Raw genomic sequence first — 19339 nt, 5'->3', positions numbered from 1 at the left:
GAAAGATACCCAAAGGGAATGTGCGAGGTGCCAATGACCTACTTGGGCGCGTTACCGCTACGGTCACGTTCGCTTTGCTCCACACGCCACTCTTCCCAACCGCGGCCGGCAGGCTGCCAAAAGGCACCATGTTCCAGGCCGTCGGGCAAGTAGCGCTGATCGACCCAGCCTTCGGGATAATCGTGCGGATACTTGTAAACGCCGTACTCATCGCTACCAGGGCGATGGCGATCGCGTAGGTAACTGGGCACCTCGCGAAGACCACTGCTGTGGATATCGGCTAGCGCCGCATCGATCGAGGCCTCGCACGCATTGGACTTAGGCGCCAAGCACACATAGAGCGCAGCTTGTGCCAGGTTAATGCGACATTCAGGATAGCCAATAACTTCAGCAGATTTAAAGGCAGCATGCGCCACCAAAAGTGCCTGCGGATCGGCATTACCAACGTCCTCAGAAGCCTGAATCATAATGCGGCGGGCGATAAACTTAGGATCCTCACCCGCATCGATCATGCGCGCGAGCCAATAAATGGTGGCATCGGGGTCGCTGCCGCGCATGGACTTGATGAACGCACTGATAATGTCATAGTGCATGTCGCCGTTTTTGTCATACGAAAAACCGCGACGCGGATTGGCAATCTTCACGTCATCCACGGTAATGGGATAGCGCTCCCCCGCCGCAGGCGCTGGCGTTCCCTCGGTATCGGGACGCGTGACGGCAATCTCGCTCGCAAGCTCGAGCGTCGTGAGCGCCGAGCGAGCGTCGCCAGCGGCCAGCGTGCAGATGGTCTTAACCGTATCCTCATCGGCCGAGAACTTGCCGTTCAGACCCTGCGGCGCCTCGAGCGCACGCTCGATAAGCGTGGCGATATCCTCGTCTTTGAGGTGCTCAAGCTCCACCACGCGACCACGCGAGAGCAATGCCGAGTTGACCTCAAAGTACGGATTCTCCGTCGTGGCGCCGATCATAATGACGGTACGATTCTCGACTGCATGCAACAGGGCATCCTGCTGCGACTTGGAAAAGCGATGAATCTCGTCGATAAACAGGATGGTGCGACGGTCGTAGGTATTCAGGCGCGTCTTTGCCTCGTCAATCACGCGGCGCAGATCCTTCACAGTACCCGTGACGGCGCTGACCTCGACAAACTCGCTCTTGGTATGGTTGGCGATAATGTGGGCCAGCGTCGTCTTGCCCGTACCGGCCGGCCCGTACAGAATCACACTCGATAGCACGTCGTGCTCAATCGCGGCACGCAGCCATGAGCCCTTACCGACGGCCTTTTGCTGGCCCACGTAATCATCGAGCGAATTGGGGCGCATGCGCACCGCGAGCGGCGCATTTCTAAAGGAACGCTCGCGCGTCGAGGCAGAAAAAAGGTCGTCCATAGCCATCCCGTGCATCAATCAAAATCGTTGTTGACCAACAGTATACCGAAAGGATACGAACTACCGTTCGTTAATATAGGTGCGGTGCGGAAACTTTAAACCCGGGAACAGCTTGCTCGTGAGCTCGCAGAAATAACCGTCCGTCATGCTCGCGATGTAATCCACCACGGCTTGATCCTTGTCCTCCTGCCAGGCATACACGCGATCGTAGTAAGAAAGCTGCTGCTCAATGCGAGAAATGTGATGCTTAAAGATGTACGAAGACTCGTCGCCTTCGTTTATGTCCCGCAGGCAACGGCCGTAGAGCTTTTCGAAGGCCTCTCGCAGCTCCGCTTCGGAGTCGCCTTCGATACCGCCCTTGCTATAGATTTTCTCGTAGTTCTCGCGCTTGGCTCGGCGTATTTCCTCAAACAGGTCCTCGCTCATCTCGATGCGCGGCTTGCCATAGCTGTGCTCGACGATATCGATGGAAGCGTGCGTGAGGATCCAACTGTTGTAGGCACCGCCCCGGCCATCATCAAAAGCGTCTGGCGAAAGCAAGCCCGCCGCGATCGCATCCTGACGGTCACGACCGACGTAGGCGAGGATGTCCGAAATGCGAACGACGCAGCCCTCGAGCGTCATGGGACGCAGGTGCTCAATAGCGCCATAGCCCGTGGCGATACAGTCCTCAACTGTCCGATCGAACTGGTCAAAGGAGCCCATATCCGACAATTCAAACACGCGCTGCTCGTACTCGCCGTTATGGCATAGCACGCCGTCGAGCGTCTGGAGCGATACGTTGCGGCCATACAGGGCATCGAGCACGCGCACCGACTGCACGTTATGGAAAAAGAAGCGGCCGGTGCGCTCGTGGTAAATATCGTTGAGGAATCGCTCACCGGCATGGCCAAAGGGCGTGTGCCCCAAGTCGTGGCCCAGGCCAATCGCCTCGATCAGATCACAGTTGAGCCCCAAGGCGCGGCCGATATCGCGTGCGATGCGCGAAACAAGCTGCACGTGCAAACCGCGACGTGACAGATCGTCATTGCTACGGAAACTAAAGACCTGCGTTTTGCCTGCATAACGGGTGTACGCCGGAAGATGAAGTATCTTTTCGATATCGCGCATAAACGCTGGACGCATAAGCGTACCTTTGTCGGCGACACGATCAACACGACGAATGACCTGGTCGTCGTTGCAACGACACGGGTTGACATAGCCCGAAGCACGATCGGCGGCAATGCGCTCGACAAGTTCGGACGACAACGCCGAGGGAATACGGTCCATGCGCGCCTTTATGACGGCCGTTTCTTGATTAGTTGCCATGGCATGCTCCTTAAGAAGGATGCGCAATCGGTTACAATGTGCAGCCCACAACCTCGATTATGGCAAAAATCGGCACCAAAAACGGGAGCAATGGCAGGGAGCGCGATTTTGTGATGAGGCAGGAGAGGGCAAGGGCCAGGAGCGCGGCGGCAAATGCCACGATGCCACCCATAGGGTCGAGCGTGCAAAGCGCGAAGAGCGCCTTGGCATCTCCCATGCCGATGCCCGGGGTTTGGCGAAGACGACGCCAGAGGGACTCAGTCAGCACGAGAGCAAGATACATGATGACGGCTAGACCCGCGTGGTCAAGCGCTGTGCTCAAACCGAGATCGAGCCAAACGCCCGCAAACGCCGCCACCGCGCACACGCCGGCAAGCTCATTCGGGTACCGCCGCTCGCGGGCATCAACCACCGCACCGGCAAAGGCGCAGATCCAAAATGGGATATAGAACATCATGCACCTCCATGAACAGCTGCTCAAAAGCAAAAACCACCACAAAGGTGCCTGTCCCCTTTGTGGTGGTTTTGGTGGTGGTTATTTAGCGCCCTGCATGACCTCGTCGAGGGTAACGCTGACGGCGTGCTGCGTCGGGACCCAGTCGACCTTTAGGAACAGTGCGGCCACCGTGATGGGAATATAGCTGAACATAAAGATCGGGAAGGTAAACAGGTTGGTCACCAGGCGCCACTTTTGAGCGCAGTGAATGTGCTTGTACTCAAAGATGGTCGTGAGCAGCGCCAGGATAAAGAAGGTCTGATACATCATCGCGAAGGTCATAATGAGCGAGGCGGCACAAGCCTGCATCTCGACTTCGGTAGCCAAGAAGCCGTGTGAGAGTCCACCCACGATAAGGAACGTCGCGTTGGCTAACATGGAAATCAGGGACAGAAGCATGCCCGGAGCGATGGTCATAAACATGTCATATGCGGCAAAGCGATGATAGCGGAAGGTCGACTTGACCAGGTGCTTACCATACGTAAAGAACACCTGGTAAAAGCCCTTGGTCCAACGCATACGCTGCTTCCAGGATGCCTTGAACGTCACGGGCTGCTCGTCAAAGAACTCCGCCGGCGCATAGCCAATGCGGATGCCGTGAATGGCGCAGAACGTGGTGAACTGGATGTCCTCGGTCAGCGTATGGAACTGCCAACCGTGCATGCCCTCGATTACGCTCGCCGAGATAAGGTAGCCCGAACCCGAAACGGCACAGGAAGTCTTGCAGATATTACGTGCGTTATTGAGGAAACGCGCCTCGCGCAGGTACCAAGTGGCATTCGCTGCCGAGATCCACGAGCTACCAAAGTTTTTGGAGTTGCGGTAGCTTGTGACCACATGGAAGCCCTGGTCAAAGGCGTCATTCATCTTGGAGACGTAATCGCGGGAGATAACGTTGTCGGCGTCGAAAATAAAGTAGCCCTCAAAGGTATCGGGATACTCGTTAAGAATGCGGTCAAAACCAAAGTCCATGACCCAGCTCTTACCCTTACGGGCCAGGTCGTTACGCTCATAGACGATGGCGCCAGCCTCGCGAGCGAGCTGCGCCGTGTTATCGGTGCAGGCATCGGCGACCACAAAGACCTCGATAAGCTCGGACGGATAGTCCTGGTCTTTGATGGAGCGCACGAGATTGGCAATTACCGCCTCCTCGTTATGCGCCGCAATGAAGAAGGCATAGCGATGGAGCTTTTTGGCCTTGGGAGGTGCAACCTCACCGCGCAGGGCGCCAATGACAAAGAAGACGACCTGGTACAGAAAGCAGACCGTGAGCAGCGTAACCACAATCTGGTTAAAGATCACGATGGGCGTGTTGGTTTGTAAAAAGGCGAGCATGCAGGCTCCCAGGAACGCGTTACGTAAACAACCGTATATCATACCGCAGGCTAGGGGCGTTCAAGAAACCACCTAATACCGACTAGGCTTCGAGAAGACCGAGCTGAGGAACGATCTCGTCGCCGGCAGTGGTGCGACCAAGCGAGCGCGGGGCCAGGTCGTCAAGAACCGCAGCTAGATCCCACGGCAGCTCGTCGCGGCACTCAATGCGCTCCCCCGTCACGGGATGGTCGAATGCGACGCGCCAGGAATGAAGGAATTGCCTGGTCAAACCCTGATCGGCGTGTGCATCGCACTTGCCGTAGAGCGGATCGCCCACGCAGGCGTGGTTGATATGGCGCATATGCACGCGTATCTGATGCGTGCGGCCCGTAAACAGGTGGCACTCGACGAGCGTATAGCCGTCGTCAAAACGCGTGGAATCGAAGCGCTCGAGGACCTTAAAGGTCGTAATGGCCTGACGCGCGAAAGGATCGTCCGAAACCGCCATCTTGACACGGTCACGCGTAGAACGGGCAATGCCGGTGTTAATGGTGCCCTCATCCATAGCGATATGTCCGTGAACGAGCGTAATATAGCGGCGGTCGAGCGTGCGCGTACGGATAAGATTTTGGAGCGCGCGCTGGGTGTCGTCGTCCTTCGCCGCAAGCATAAGGCCCGAAGTGTCGCGATCCAGGCGATGCACGATGCCGGGGCGATCCTCGCCCTGCACGGTGCCCAGATGGTCGATGCCGCAGTGATAGACCAGGGCATTCGCGAGCGTACCGCTCTCATGACCATGCGCAGGATGGCACACCAGGCCGCGCTGCTTGGAGAGCACAATGAGATAGTCGTCCTCGTAGCGAATATCGATGGGAATGGCCTCGGGAATCACGTCGGCCGGGTCGTGCGGCTCGAGCAAATCGACCGAAATGCGGTCGCCGGCTCGCACGGCGTACTTTTTGGAGAGACAGGTCTCGCCGTTGACGGCAACGGCACCGCCCTCGATCAGATGCGCGCAGGCAGAGCGCGTAGGGCAGCCGTCATTGGCACCCAGATAGGCATCAAGACGCTGACCAGTAGCATCGTCGGCAACAAGAATATGAATGTCGGCCATTATCGCTCATTCCTATCGCGAATCTTGCGGGCACGCTCCCCACGCTGCTTGGCTTTGCGCTTGGCGCGGGCCTCATCACGGGCGTTGAGCTCGGCGGTCGCATCGACCTCGCGAGCGGCGGGGCTCAAGAACATGTAGCCGATGAGCGCCAGCACGACACCGACCGTAATGCCGATATCGGCAACGTTAAAGACGGGGAAATCGATGAAGGTGGTGGCAATAAAATCGGTCACGAACCCAAAGGCGAGACGGTCGATCACGTTGCCGACGGCACCGCCCGCGACCATAGCCATACCAACGACCTCCAGGCGAGCAAGATGAGGCGCACGAACCAAGTACACGGCAATGGCGGCAATGACCGCAAGCGCCAGCATAGCGAACGCAACGCCATGGCCCTCGCCCATGCTAAACGCAGCTCCGATATTGCGAACAAACACAAAATCGATCACGCCAGGGATAACGGTCATATGCAGGGCATCGCCCACGGCACGAACCGCAAGCTTGGTCAGCTGGTCAACAAGTAGCACAACCAGCGCCACCCCACCAGCAATACCCAGCCGCCAACGCAAAGACGGCGCCATATCCGCAGTACGACCCAAATCAATCCCCTACCCTCAAAAGCTCAAGTTACGTTCTGTGCAAGTAACCATCTTATATTGCCATACGCAAACCGCACGACATATCCACCAATGTGACAAAGGGACAGTCCCTTTGTCACATCATTAAAACACCGCAGGTAGAACAAAAATCAGCGAGCGGGCTGCATTTGAGACAAGGTGCCGCGAAATGAAAGGGCGCTGACCTTTCGGTCGCGCCCTTGAAATTGAACGGCAGATTGTCCAAATGCGGCCCGCGCAGCGTCGGCCGGTTACGGCGTTTGGTAAAACGCCGTAACCTACAGGGCCTCTGCACAACGCTTGCAGATGTGCGCGTGGCCGTTGTACTCGCCGACCGTGGTGCGGTAGTTCCAGCAACGGTCGCAGCACTCGCCTTCGGCAGCCTCGATGGCAACGGAAAGCTCCTCGCCCTGGGTCAGCTCAACATCGGAGACGATGTAGAACTCGGCCAAGTCGACAGCCTTATCACCGGTCAGCAGCGCATACATCTCGGCGGGAACGACCGCCTTGACGCGGACCTGCTGGCTCTTGGTGAAGGTGCCGGCGGAGCGGGCATCCTCAAGGGCCTTGGTCACGGCGCCACGGAGCTCGAGCGAAGCCTCAAGCACGCCCTCAAACTCGTTGGCCTCGTCGACCGTGATGGGCGACTTGTACCAATCGAGCAGCGCAGCGTACTTCTGGTGATCGACGCAGCCAGCAGGCGCATAGGCCATGGCCTCGTCGACGGTGTAGGACAGGATCGGCTGCAGGTCGCGCATGAGCATCGAGAAGAGCTCGGCCAGCACGGTCTGGGCGCTGCGACGCTCGAGCGAGCCGGGCTTGTCGCAGTACAGACGGTCCTTCAGGGCGTCAAGGTACACGTTGGAAAGCTCGGTAACCACAAAGTCGTAGAGCGCACGGTAGGCGCGCGGGAACTCGTAGCTAGCGTAGGCGTCGTCGACCTCGGCCTGGACCTGGGTCAGACGGGCGACCATGAGCTTGTCGAGCGGCAGCAGGTCGGCAAAGGCGACGCCGTCGGTCTCGGGCTCAAACTGGCCCTCGAGCTCGGAGAGCAAGAAGCGCAGCGTGTTACGGAAACGACGGTAGGCATCGGACGTACGAGCGAGAATCTCGTGGTCGATGGAGACGTCGGAGCTGGTGTCGACGGAGGCAACCCACAGACGGATGATGTCGGCGCCCATCTCGTCGCAGACCTTGTTGGGGTCGATGACGTTGCCGAGCGACTTGGACATCTTGCGGCCCTGGCCGTCGAGGGTAAAGCCCTGCGAGACGACCGCCTTGTACGGAGCATGGCCGTTGGCACCCACCGAGGTGAGCAGCGAGCTCTGGAACCAACCGCGGTGTTGGTCGGAACCCTCGAGGTAGACGTCCGCCGGGTACTCCAGCTCGGGACGATACTCGCAGACGGCCTTCCAAGACACGCCGGAGTCCCACCATACGTCGAGGATGTCCTTATCGGCCTTGAGGTGATGGCCGCCGCACTTGGGGCAGACGCAGGCCTCGCCCAGATAGCTCTCGGGAGCGTCGGTGAACCAAGCATCGGAGCCCTTCTCGTGGAAGAGCTTGATGACGGCGTCGAGCGTGGCGTCGTTCATGACCTTCTCGCCGCAGTCGGCGCACGTGTAGCTGGGGATCGGCACGCCCCAGTTGCGCTGACGGCTGATGCACCAGTCGGGGCGTTGCTCGACCATGGCGCCAATGCGGTTGGCGGCGTGGGCCGGATACCACTTGACGTTCTCGCGGACCTCCTTGCCAGCCTGCTCGCGCAGACCGGTCTTGTCCATCGAGACAAACCACTGGTCGGTAGCACGGAAAAGCACCGGATGCTTGCAGCGCCAGCAGTGCGGATAGCTGTGCGTGATCTTCTTCTCGAGGACCAGGGTGCCGCGCTCGCGCAGGAACTCGATGATGTGCGGGTTAGCCTCGTCGGTGTCCATACCGCTGAAGGGACCACCGGTGCCAAACTCCTCGCCGGTGTAGAACTTACCGTCGTCGTCGACCGGCATGCAGATGTCGGTGATGCCCTCCTTGAGGCAGGCAAAGTAGTCGTCGACACCGTGGCCGGGCGAGTTGTGGACAATACCGGTACCGTCATCGACACCGACGTAATCGGCCAGCAGCGCCACGCCCTCAACACCGTCAAAGATCGGCTGCTTGTAGTGGATGTGGTGGAAGGTCTCGGCGGGAACCACATAGGGCTTGCCGTCGACCGTGACCGGGGTGTACTCCCAGCCAAACTCCTCGCAGCACTTGGGAGCCAGGTCCTCGAGCATGACCTCGGCGCGGCCGTCGTGCTCAACGGCGACGTAGGCGGCACCGGGCTTTAGGGAAACTGCCTGATCGGAGGGGATGGTCCACGGCGTGGTCGTCCAGACGATAAAGTCAACCGGGCCATCGAAGCTCTCGAGGCCAGCGGGCTTGGAAGTCATCTCAAAGCGGACGAAGATGGAGGGGCTCGTCTCGTCGGAGTACTCGATCTCGGCCTCGGCCAGCGCGGTATGGCAATGCTTGCACCAGTGAACCGGCTTGTGGCCGCGATAGATCATGCCTTTGTCGAACATGGCCTTGAAGACCTCGATGTCGGCGGCATCGTGCTGGTGATAAAGCGTCAGATACGGGTTGTCCCAGTCGCCAAGCACGCCCAGGCGACGGAAGCCGGCCTTCTGCAACTCGATGTTCTCGACAGCGAACTTGTTGCAAAGCTCGCGAATCTTAGCCGTGGAGGTCTGGTTGAACTTCTCGGTGCCGAGCTTCTCCTCGACCTTGTGCTCAATCGGCTGACCGTGGCAGTCCCAACCGGGGACATAGGGAACTTCGCAGCCCTGCATCATCCAGTAACGGTTGATCATGTCCTTAGAGATCTTGTTCATGGCGTGGCCGATGTGGATCGGGCCGTTGGCGTACGGAGGGCCGTCGTGCAGCACGAATTTCTTGTGACCCTCGTTCTTTTTCAAAACCTGCTCGTAGACCTTGTTGTCCTGCCAGTCCTTGAGTCGCTTGGGCTCGGACTTGGAAAGACCGGCACGCATGGGAAATCCGGTTTTGGGCAGATTCATCGTCTGCTTGTACTCGTTTGCCACGGTACCCCTTTCATGTCGTGGGCGCACACGCCCTCTGGGCACCAAAAATAGCGCCCGTCCCTACAAGCTGGGACGAAGCGCCACAAAACGGGCAGACTGCCCGTAAAAGCTCTTCGCTTAACCACCCAGCTTAGATGCCCTCGCCCGCGTCGCCACGCGCTCGCATCCGTTACTCGGCTGGCCTGTATCGACGACCATCTCGGCGATGTCTACTAAGACGTGCCTGTGCGGCGCGTCCGTTGGGACCGCAGCTCCGGGGTGATTTTCATCGGTCGCATGCACGGGTTCTCAGCGCTCCCCGCTCTCTGTAGCATGCGGATGGCCGACTACTCGTCCCCATCAACGCTTATGCGCTGTATAGTAGCACGGTCAACGCCGGCAAAAAACCCTCAACACTGGTTTTATACGTTCGAAAAATCTCGCGGCTGTGGACTTTCTCTTGGAGCAAAATACCGGGCGGCCAACGCCTACGGTCACACACTCCTCGCCTAACCTACCAAAACCACCACAAGGGGGACAGGCACCTTTGTGGTGGTTTTTTATTGCTCCAGCAAGCTGGGATCAAATTCACTCGCTGGGATAACACGGTACCCATTGCGCAAGAGCAGGTCGACGAAAACGCCGTTACCCGCAGTGAGTGCGCCGCTGAATGTACCATCGTAGATGCGGCCCGCGCCGCACGAGGGGCTACGGTCCTGAAGGACGCACGTAGCGATCTCGGACGGGCCGCCAAAGTGCTCGCACATATCGAGCGCGCGTTGAGCACCCAGGCGAAACTCGCGATCGACCGAGGTGCCCTCGCAGGTGCGGACCTCACCGTCCACAATCTCGGACGGCTTGCGCGGCGTAGGCAGACCGCCAAAAACCTCGGGGCACACCAGCAGGACCTCGGTCCCCGTACGTTCGCAAGCCTCGACCAGCTTGCGATGGTAATTGTCAAGCCCGTTATATTTACAGTTCTCGCCCATCAAGCAGGCGCTCACCACGATCTTCATTTCCATCCCTCTCAAGCAAAACGCCCCATTTGAGAAAGCTGCTCAAATGGGGCGTCGGCGATCACTGGCTCGGCCGCGGCTTTACTGCTGCTTTGGCATCAGCGGATTCTCACGCGTGAGGAGGTTCATGAACTCCTCACCCGTAATCGTCTCCTTCTTGTACAGATAACGAGCCAGCTCGTGAAGCTTAAACTTGTTCTCCTTGAGGATCTGCAGGGCGCGATCATGCGCATCCTCGATCAGCTTGGCGACAATCGCGTCCACGCGCTCAGCCGTACCGGGGGCGCAAGTGAGCGACGTGTCCTGGTTGAGGTACGCGTTCTGAACGGTACCGAGCGCCATCATGCCAAACTCATCGGACATACCAAAACGCGTCACCATGTTGCGGGCGAGCTTGGTGGCCTGCTCGATATCGTTGGCCGCGCCGGTCGTCATCTCACCAAAGATGAGCTCCTCGGCAGCACGTCCGCCGCAGTAGACAGCGAGCTTGTCGAGCACCTCCTGGCGCGTGGTCAGAAAACGCTCGTCCTCCTCGACCTGCATGGTATAGCCAAGAGCACCGCTCGTGCGCGGCACGATGGTGATCTTGGTGACCGGGGCAGAGCCCTTTTGGCGGGCAGCGACAATGGCATGGCCAATCTCGTGGTAGGAAACAACCTGCTTCTCGTGGTCGGAAAGCACCGTGGACTTACGCTGCTGGCCGGCGATAACAACCTCCACCGACTCCTCGAAGTCGTCCTGGGTTGCACGCTTTCGACCCTCGCGAACGGCGCGCAGGGCGCCCTCGTTGATGATATTGGCCAGGTCGGCGCCCGAGGCACCGGGCGTAGCGCGGGCAATCGCGGTCAGATCAATCGGTGGCTGGGTCTTCACACTCTTGGCGTGGAGCTCGAGGATGTTCTTGCGGCCGGTCAGGTCGGGCAGCTCGACGGGAATGCGGCGGTCAAAACGGCCGGGGCGCAGCAGGGCCGGATCGAGGCTGTCGGGGCGGTTGGTGGCAGCAAGGACGACAATACCCTTGTGGTTATCGAAGCCGTCCATCTCGGTCAGCAGCTGGTTGAGCGTCTGCTCGCGCTCGTCGTTGCCGCTAAAGCCGCCGCCATCGCGCTTCTTACCGATGGTATCGATCTCATCGATAAAGACGATACACGGGGCCTTTTCCTTGGCCTGCTTAAACAGGTCACGCACCTTAGCAGCGCCGCGACCAACAAACATCTCAACGAACTCAGAGCCCGAAATGCTAAAGAACGGCACGCCCGCCTCGCCGGCAACAGCCTTGGCAAGCAGGGTCTTACCGGTACCCGGAGGGCCAACAAGAAGAGCGCCGCGCGGCAGCTTGGCGCCGATCTCCTCGTAGCGCTGCGGCTTCTCCAGAAAGTCGACGACCTCCTTGAGGGACTCCTTGGCCTCTTCCTGGCCGGCGACGTCCTTAAAGGTCACGCCCACGTCCTTGGAGGCGATCACGCGCGCGCCGGACTTACCCAGTCCGCCGCCGCCAAAACCGCCGCCGCCAAAGTTCATCGACGGACCGTCATCGCCCATGGCCTTCTTCATGCGGCGGTTGAGCCACCAGCCAATCAGGAAGAAAATCGCCATGGGAAGAATGAGGGTGAGCAGGTAGTAGGTCATCAAACCCGAGTTTTTATCGGGTACGACCGACTCAAGCGAGGCGCCAGATTCAAGCACGCGATCGGTAAAGCCCGCGTCATTCGGAACACCGGTCGTCTTGTAGGCGATGTTCTCGTCCTCGCCCTTCTTGGTGTAATAAATCGAGTAATCGTCCGTGTTGTACTCGACCTTGTCAACGCTCTTCTTATCGAGCGCTTTGACAAACGTCGAGTAATCGGTCTTCGTAATCTGCTGCGTGTGACCGATGTTGGGGAACAGAACGGTCGAGAGCACGAGGTAGACGACGAAGGCGATGAGCACGTAGAGGATCATATTCCGTCTACGTTTGTTGTCATCCATCTCCATCTGCTTGAACTCCATCTACTGGGGTTGATAATGTTTTTAGAATACCCAACCCGGACGGCGATAAACCGACGCCGGGCACGAAAGGACAGAGATGGCATCACTGGAAGTCGGCAAGGTTCAAATCTATACGGGCGACGGCAAGGGCAAGACAACGGCTGCGTTGGGGCTCGCCTTGCGCGCGACGGGCTACGGACTTAACGTGCTTATGCTGCAGTTTGCGAAGAAGCTGCACTGCGCCGAGCATGATGCGGCGCCCCGTTTGGGTCTGCGCATCGTACAAGCCGACCGCGACACGCCCGAAGCCTGTGCCGCACAAATCATAGAGCTGGCGCGCGAGCAGATTAGCCAGGTCGACGTGTTGATCTTGGATGAGCTGGGAGAAGCCATGCGGCGGGGCTTTGTGACGCGCAAAGATGTCGAAGCGCTGATCGCGATGAAGCCCGACACCACGGAGCTCGTACTGACCGGCCGAGGCTTGCTGCCCCTCGCCGACCTTGCCGATCTGGTAACCGAAATGCGCCCTGTCAAACACTACTTCGACGAAGGCCTCCTAGCCCGCCAAGGCATCGAATACTAATTCGGCACTTAGGGACGTTCCCTTTCTGCCGGCTAGGCGGTGGCGCGGCCTAGCCAGTTGCCGCTGTGGTGGTAGATGGTGAACATCGTGGCCGTGATGAGCCAGGTTACGGGATAGACCAGCAGCAGGTGCTCGAGCGACGGATCGAAGGGCATGATTGCAAACACCCAGATCACCCTGAGCACAACCGTACCAAAGATGGTGAGCATCATAGGCTGCAGACTCACGCCGGCGCCGCGGATGGAGCCCGACGCGTTCTCGATAATCGAGAAGATCGCGTAGAACGGTGCAATGAAATGGATGATGGTCGTGGTGTAGCCCGAAATCGAAGCATCATCGACAAACAGGCGCGACAGGGGACCCGAGAACACCAACAGTACACCGGACAGACCGCCGATGAGCAAAAACGACAGCACGAGCGACGTGTGGTAGCCCTTGCGCATGCGCTCGTAATTGCGCGCGCCAAAGTTCTGCGCCGAGAACGTGGTGATGGATACGCCGAGCGCCTCGGTCACCATCCAGATGATGCCGTCGAGACGGCCCGAAAGACCCCACGCCGTCGTAACATCGGCACCAAACGAGTTGACCGATACCTGAATCAGAACGTTGGAAATCGAATACGCCGCCGATTGAAAACCCAGCGGCAAACCGCACGAAAGCATGCTCTTGCAAATACCGCGATCGATGCCGAGCTTGGATATCGACAAACGCCATGCGCCCGGAGCACGCATCATGCGAATCACAATCATCGTGGCATTAGAGCAAATGGTCAGTGCCACCGCGATGCCGCAACCCAAGGCCTCCAAATGCAGCACGGCAACAAAAATGATATCGAGCACCACGTTCACGAGGCAGCCGGAAGCAATAATCACGGCAGGGCCACGCGTATCGCCCACGGCACGCAGCAGCGCGGTGCCCATATTGAGCAGCAGCGCCGCAAACATGGCGGCAAAATAGCAGCGAGCATAGGCTACGCCCTCGGCGAGAAGCTCGTGCGGCGTATTCATCAAAACGAGCATGGGCTCGACAAGCACTATGCCAAGAATGGAAACGACGATACCGCCCACGAGCGCAAGCGTCATGGCTGTATGGATCGAACGGCTCAAGCGCTCGTCATCGTGCTGGCCAAAAAACTGCCCCGTGATAACGGCGCAACCGGCGCCAACGCCAACGCAAAAACCAATGCAGAGCTCCGTGAGCACCATCGTGGCTTGAATGCCGCCCAGCGCAAGCTTGCCGCCAAACTGACCGACGATATAGGTGCCGATAAGCGTGTAAGCCTGCTGGAAAAACGAACTAAAAAAGATGGGAACGCACAGCGACAGCAATTGCTGCCAAATGACACCTTGCGTTACATCGATAGCCGTAGATTTCTTAGCCACACGCCCTCCCCACTCGTATACGTCAAACAACAAATTAGCAATTTAAAACCAAAGTCAAAACCAGCTTAGCACCGACTGGCGGCTACCGAAACGCCCCGAATCAGAGCGCGGTGCGGAATATCTGCCTAGTGATACAAACCCGGCTGGTAGTGATACTCGTTGCTCACGTGCGGGCACAGCTGCCAAAAGGCGACGGCGCTCGCCGCAGCAACGTTGAGCGAATCGACCCCGTGCGCCATCGGAATGCGCACGGCTCGGTCGCAGCCGGCAATGGTCTTGGCGCCCAAGCCAGCACCCTCGGTGCCCATAAAGATCGCCAGACGGTCAATCTCGCGCAGCGCAGGGTCGTCCAGCGAAACGGAGTCGTCCGTCAGCGCCATGGCGGCACAGGAAAACCCGGCATTGTGCAGCGCCGCCAGGCCATCATGCGGCCATACGCGCGCCTCGCTGCCAATACGAGTCCACGGCACCTGAAACACCGTGCCCATGCTCACACGGGCGGAACGACGATACAGCGGATCGCAGCACGTAGGGCTGACCAAAATTCCGTCAACATTCAATGCGGCAGCCGAGCGGAAAATCGCGCCCACATTGGTATGGTCAACAATGCCCTCAAGCACGCACACGCGCACCGGACGCTCCCCTGCCGCCTCAGCGACGCCGCCGAGAAACTCATCGACCGGAATCTGCCGCGGGCGACGAAAAGCCGCCAGCGCGCCGCGCGTCACATTAAAGCCCGTCAGCTGCTCCATGAGCTCCATCGAGGCAACAAACACGGGAACCGGGCCCTCACCGTCGCGAACGGCCAGACGCCCAAACAGCGGCATCATCTGATCGAGCCAGCGCTCGCCCAAAAGAAAACTCACCGGGTCGTAGCCGGCGCGTACCGCACGCTCGATGACCTTGGCGCTCTCTGCGATAAAGATGCCCTTTTGCGGCTCCAGCACGCAACGTAGCTCACGCTCCGTCAGTCGCACGTAGGCATCGAGCCGCTCGTCCTCGAGCGAATCGATTCGAAGCACCTCAACGGCATCAGTCATAGTAGCCAGCCCGCACCTTTCTTTGCAGCACCTATACAAATATCGGGGCAACGCCATGCGCCGCCCCGTCATTCATTTCATCCCGATAATACCGAAGGGATAATCGGTTTTACGCCTCGATGCGACGATACGTCACGAACTCATAATCGACGCCCTCGTCACCCTCACCGGCGGCAATCGTTGCGACCCCGCTACGCTGCGCAATCTCCCACGCAGGATCGGTTCCCAAATCGGGAAAGTACGTATCCACGACATGCACGCAATGGTTGTGCGTGACCTCGGCCTCTGCGCAATACGGCAAAAACTGCCGATAGACATCGCCGCCACCGATCACCCACGCAACGGGCTCATCGGCAACCGCAGCGAGCGCCTCATCAATACTATGCACCACATCGACGTCCACGGGAGCAAAGTCCACGTCGCGCGTGAGCACGATATTGCGGCGGTTCTTGAGCGGACGCCCCCCGGGAAAACTCAGCAGCGTCTTGCGCCCCATAATGACCGGACAGCCCTTGGTGCACGCCACAAAATGGCGCATGTCGGCGCGATTGGACACTACCATGTCGCCCTCGCAGCCAATGCCCCAGTCGTCACACACGGCGACGATGGCAGAAAGCTTACACGTCATAAGCGCCACCTACACCGCAATAGGAATGTTCTTGACTTGCGGGCCGTGCTCGTAGCCCTCGACGATCAGGTCGTCGGTCGTAAACGCGTAGAAATCGTGCACGTCGGGATTGAGCGAAACCTTAGGCGCCGCAAACTGCGGACGCTCGATAAGCTCGCGGACGATATCGACATGGCGGTCGTAAATGTGGGCATCGGCAATCACATGCAGCAGCTCGCCGGGAATCATATCGACGGACTGCGCAACCATCATGAGCAGAATGGCGTACTGGCACACGTTCCAGTTGTTCGCGGCCAAAATGTCCTGGCTGCGCTGGTTGAGAATCATGTTGAGCGTCGGTTTGTCATCCTGCGGGCGCTGCGTCACGTTATATGTCACGCTGTAGGCGCACGGATACAGGTGCATCTCGGACAGGTCGCTGAACACATAGGTGTTCGTCATGATGCGACGGCTATACGGCGTATGCTTAAGGTCGTACAGCACGCGGTCCATCTGGTCAAAGTCGCCCTCGGCATAATGGCTCTTCTGGCCAATCTGGTATCCGTAGGCCTTACCGATGGAGCCGGTCTCGTCAGCCCACTCGTCCCAAATATGGCTGTGGAGGTCATGGACGTTATTGGACTTCTTTTGATAGATCCACAGGATCTCGTCCATGGCAGACTTAAGCGCCGTGCGGCGCAGCGTGAGCGCGGGGAACTCCTCGCGCAGGTCGTAGCGCGCCGTAACGCCAAAGTTTTTAATGGTATAGGCAGGGGTGCCGTCCTCCCACACCGGACGGACCTTTTGGCCCTCGGTGGTGGTGCCATGGTCCAAGATATCGCGACACATGGCTACAAACTGTTGATCAGCTTTGCTCATTGACCCTCCTGTCAGTCGCCTATAAGCAATTTTTATTGTAGCCCAGGCGCACAGCATCGGATGGGACACTTGGGCTGGCACACGCAATGCACGGCAGCTCACTCTCAGTCGCAACGGCTTTGCCTTTTTCTGACATATGCCAAAAATGCCTTGCGCTGGTCCGCAGGTGCGCTATCCTATTTTTGACATATGTCAGATTTGGAGAGTGTATGGCAGGAAGACGCGAGAAACTGCGCCGCGTCGGGATCATCCCCGAATACCGCGGCTTTACCCCCGATGGCCTTGCCAGCGGAGACGCCATCGACATGACGGTCGACGAGCTCGAGGTGCTGCGGCTGTGCGACCTGGAAGGCCTCAATCAGGAGGCTGTCGCCCAACACATGGGCATCGCTCGTGCCACCGTGGCGGCCATCTGCAGCCGCGCGCATCGCAAGGTAGCAAACGCGCTGGTCAACGGGCGAGCACTTATCATCGAAGGTGGCAACATCGCGTACTCCCCCATTACCACGACGACGGCCGCATGGCCAGCAAAGGAGGTTGACACTATGAGGGTGGCAACGACGTACGACAACGGCAACATCTTTATGCACTTTGGCCGCAGCGAGCAGTTCAAGATCTACGACATCCAGGACGGCGAGGTGATCGACGAGCAGGTCGTGGGCACCGGTGGCACCGGTCATGGCGCGCTGGCGGGTCTGCTCGCCAACGGCGGCGTCGACACGCTCATCTGCGGCGGCATCGGCGGTGGCGCTATCAACGCGCTTGCTCAAGCCGGCATCACCGTCTATGCGGGAGCCCAGGGCAGCTGCGATGCGTGCGTCGAAGCCCTTATCGCTGGCACGCTCGCACAGAACGGCGAGGCCACGTGCGGCTGCCACGGCCATGATCACGAGCATTCCCATGAGCATGGCGAGTCCTGCGGCTGCCACGGCCATCACGAGCACGAGGGCCATGAGGGCTGCGGCTGCCACTAGCGGCAGGCAATCGATGCCATCACGTGCCTGCTCACACAACAAATAACGCACCAACGACGAAGGCCGCCTGGAATACCATCCGGGCGGCCTTCGCCATACACGACTCAGCCAGTCGCTATTTTTTATTACGCATCTGCGCTTCCATCTGGCGCAGCAGATCCATATCGGACTTGGGGCCGCCCGTTCCCAGGCCGCCCATGCCGCCCAGGCCCATGGCATCCAGGCCGGGAATATTGGGCATGCGCATCTTTTTGCCCTTCTTACCCTTTTTGCCCTTCTTGCCGCCGGCCTGTGCCTGATTGGCCATCGTGCGCATGCGGCCCATCATCTTGTTCATCTCGCCCCACTGCTTCATAAGGCTATTGACCTCGGTTGGGGTTACGCCAGCTCCCTTGGCAATGCGGGCACGGCGCTGACCGTTGATGATGGAGGGACGCAGGCGCTCCTCCTTGGTCATCGACATGATGATGGCCTCGTTCTTATCGAAGATGCCCTCGTCCAGGTTGCCGCCCATCTGGTTGAGCGCGCGCTGGCCACCGGGAAGCATGGCCAGAATGCCCTTCATGCCGCCCATCTTCTTAACGGCCTTCATCTGGTCGAGCATATCGTTCATGGTGAAGCCCTCGCGCAGCATGCGCTCGGCAGCCTCGAGCTGCTCGGCATCGGCTGCCTCCTGGGCCTTCTCGATGATGCCGACGACGTCGCCCATGCCCAAAATACGCTTGGCCATGCGATCGGGATAGAACGGCTCCAGCGAATCGGGCTTCTCGCCCATGCTCACAAACTTGATGGGCTTGCCGGTCACCTGGCGCACGGAAAGCGCGCCGCCGCCACGGGCATCGCCGTCGAGCTTGGAGATGATCACACCGTCAAAGTCGGTGCGCTCGGCAAAGGTCGAGACCACGTTGACGATATCCTGGCCGGTCATGGCATCGACGACCATCAGCACCTGATCGGGCTTGACGGCTTTCTTGATGTCCACGGCCTCCTTCATCATCTGCTCATCGATCTGCAGGCGACCGGCGGTATCGACGATGACCACGTCGCGCAGGTGGTCGACGGCCTCCTGGATGGCGCCCGTGGCAATGTCGACCGGATGCGCACCGTCACCGCGGAAGACCGGCACGCCGATCTCGCCGCCAAGCGTTGCCAACTGGTCGGCAGCGGCAGGGCGGTAGACGTCGCACGCGGCGAGCAGCGGCGAGCGGCCCTGCTTCTTGAGCAGGTAGGCCAGCTTAACAGCCGCCGTGGTCTTACCGGAGCCTTGCAGGCCCACGAGCATAATGACGTTGGGAATACGGTTGCTAAAGACGAGCTTGCTCTCGGTGGAGCCGAGCATCTCGGTGAGCTCGTCGAGCACGATCTTGACGACGTTTTGCGCCGGCGACAGCGACTCCATGACCTCGGCGGTCATGCAGCGCTCCTTGGTCTTGGCGACGAACTCCTTAACGACCTTAAAGTTGACGTCGGCCTCGAGCAGCGCCATACGGATGTCGCGCATGGCCGAGGTGATATCGGCCTCGGTCAGTTTGCCCTTGCCGCGCAGGCGGTCAAATGTGTCGTTGAGGCGATCGCTCAGGGAATCAAACAC

Annotated in this window: 16 protein-coding genes; 2 read left to right on the top strand and 14 right to left on the bottom strand. The window is 59.2% G+C overall.

The genetic code is table 11. The annotated features are described in order from the left end of the window. Window positions 1-38 precede the first annotated feature (38 nt). From DXD94_RS00815 to ftsH, 9 genes are all read right to left on the bottom strand, one after another. Complete coding sequence (locus DXD94_RS00815; RefSeq protein ID WP_199406626.1) at window positions 39-1388, bottom strand: replication-associated recombination protein A; 1350 nt, start codon at window positions 1386-1388, stop codon at window positions 39-41. 60 nt (window positions 1389-1448) lie between these two features. Further along, the gene (locus DXD94_RS00810; RefSeq protein WP_117762918.1) at window positions 1449-2696 is read right to left on the bottom strand and encodes a deoxyguanosinetriphosphate triphosphohydrolase family protein; all 1248 of its coding nucleotides are present in this window, start codon (window positions 2694-2696) and stop codon (window positions 1449-1451) included. Window positions 2697-2727: 31 nt separating this feature from the next. Further along, a complete protein-coding gene (locus tag DXD94_RS00805) occupies window positions 2728-3153 on the bottom strand; it encodes a prepilin peptidase (protein WP_117735055.1) in 426 nt (141 codons plus the stop codon). Between the two features lie 78 nt (window positions 3154-3231). Beyond that, the gene (locus DXD94_RS00800; RefSeq protein WP_089571721.1) at window positions 3232-4527 is read right to left on the bottom strand and encodes a glycosyltransferase family 2 protein; all 1296 of its coding nucleotides are present in this window, start codon (window positions 4525-4527) and stop codon (window positions 3232-3234) included. Window positions 4528-4609: 82 nt separating this feature from the next. Next, entirely contained in the window at window positions 4610-5623 is a 1014-nt protein-coding gene (locus tag DXD94_RS00795; RefSeq protein ID WP_199568319.1) for an RluA family pseudouridine synthase, read from the bottom strand. Then, window positions 5623-6222: a signal peptidase II gene (gene lspA, locus DXD94_RS00790; RefSeq protein WP_233540285.1), complete on the bottom strand. Its 600-nt coding sequence runs from the start codon at window positions 6220-6222 to the stop codon at window positions 5623-5625. Before lspA ends, DXD94_RS00795 begins: the two co-directional genes overlap by 1 nt. A 296-nt stretch (window positions 6223-6518) precedes the next feature. Continuing rightward, on the bottom strand, window positions 6519-9296 hold the full coding sequence (gene ileS, locus DXD94_RS00785) for an isoleucine--tRNA ligase (protein ID WP_370448115.1): 2778 nt from the start codon (window positions 9294-9296) through the stop codon (window positions 6519-6521). A gap of 563 nt (window positions 9297-9859) precedes the next feature. Then, window positions 9860-10315: a DUF523 domain-containing protein gene (locus tag DXD94_RS00780; RefSeq protein WP_117735052.1), complete on the bottom strand. Its 456-nt coding sequence runs from the start codon at window positions 10313-10315 to the stop codon at window positions 9860-9862. A gap of 81 nt (window positions 10316-10396) precedes the next feature. Next, on the bottom strand, window positions 10397-12289 hold the full coding sequence (ftsH, locus tag DXD94_RS00775; RefSeq protein WP_172544932.1) for an ATP-dependent zinc metalloprotease FtsH: 1893 nt from the start codon (window positions 12287-12289) through the stop codon (window positions 10397-10399). Between the two features lie 91 nt (window positions 12290-12380). On the opposite strand from ftsH, the gene DXD94_RS00770 reads away from it, so the two are divergent. After that, the gene (locus DXD94_RS00770) at window positions 12381-12866 is read left to right on the top strand and encodes a cob(I)yrinic acid a,c-diamide adenosyltransferase (protein ID WP_117742829.1); all 486 of its coding nucleotides are present in this window, start codon (window positions 12381-12383) and stop codon (window positions 12864-12866) included. A 32-nt stretch (window positions 12867-12898) separates the two neighbouring features. On the opposite strand, the gene DXD94_RS00765 is transcribed toward DXD94_RS00770, so the two are convergent. The 4 genes from DXD94_RS00765 to thyA form a co-directional block, all read right to left on the bottom strand. Beyond that, window positions 12899-14248, bottom strand: a complete 1350-nt coding sequence (locus DXD94_RS00765; protein WP_117735050.1) for an MATE family efflux transporter — start codon at window positions 14246-14248, stop codon at window positions 12899-12901. A 125-nt stretch (window positions 14249-14373) separates the two neighbouring features. Further along, window positions 14374-15288 carry an RNA methyltransferase gene (locus DXD94_RS00760; protein WP_117762914.1) on the bottom strand — a complete coding sequence of 305 codons (915 nt, stop codon included), beginning with the start codon at window positions 15286-15288 and terminating at the stop codon, window positions 14374-14376. Between the two features lie 109 nt (window positions 15289-15397). Then, entirely contained in the window at window positions 15398-15916 is a 519-nt protein-coding gene (locus tag DXD94_RS00755; RefSeq protein ID WP_117735048.1) for a dihydrofolate reductase, read from the bottom strand. Between the two features lie 9 nt (window positions 15917-15925). Then, entirely contained in the window at window positions 15926-16774 is an 849-nt protein-coding gene (gene thyA, locus DXD94_RS00750) for a thymidylate synthase (protein WP_117735047.1), read from the bottom strand. A 209-nt stretch (window positions 16775-16983) separates the two neighbouring features. Here thyA and DXD94_RS00745 point away from each other — a divergent pair, with 209 nt between their 5' ends. Next, complete coding sequence (locus DXD94_RS00745; protein ID WP_117762913.1) at window positions 16984-17748, top strand: NifB/NifX family molybdenum-iron cluster-binding protein; 765 nt, start codon at window positions 16984-16986, stop codon at window positions 17746-17748. Window positions 17749-17863: 115 nt separating this feature from the next. On the opposite strand, the gene ffh is transcribed toward DXD94_RS00745, so the two are convergent. Further along, a complete protein-coding gene (gene ffh, locus DXD94_RS00740) occupies window positions 17864-19339 on the bottom strand; it encodes a signal recognition particle protein (RefSeq protein WP_117762912.1) in 1476 nt (491 codons plus the stop codon).

This window comes from Collinsella sp. TM10-22 (assembly GCF_003466125.1).
Lineage (GTDB): Bacteria > Actinomycetota > Coriobacteriia > Coriobacteriales > Coriobacteriaceae > Collinsella.
The sequence above is the reverse complement of the archived record's forward strand: the minus strand, read 5'-3'. Positions and strand labels throughout refer to the sequence as shown.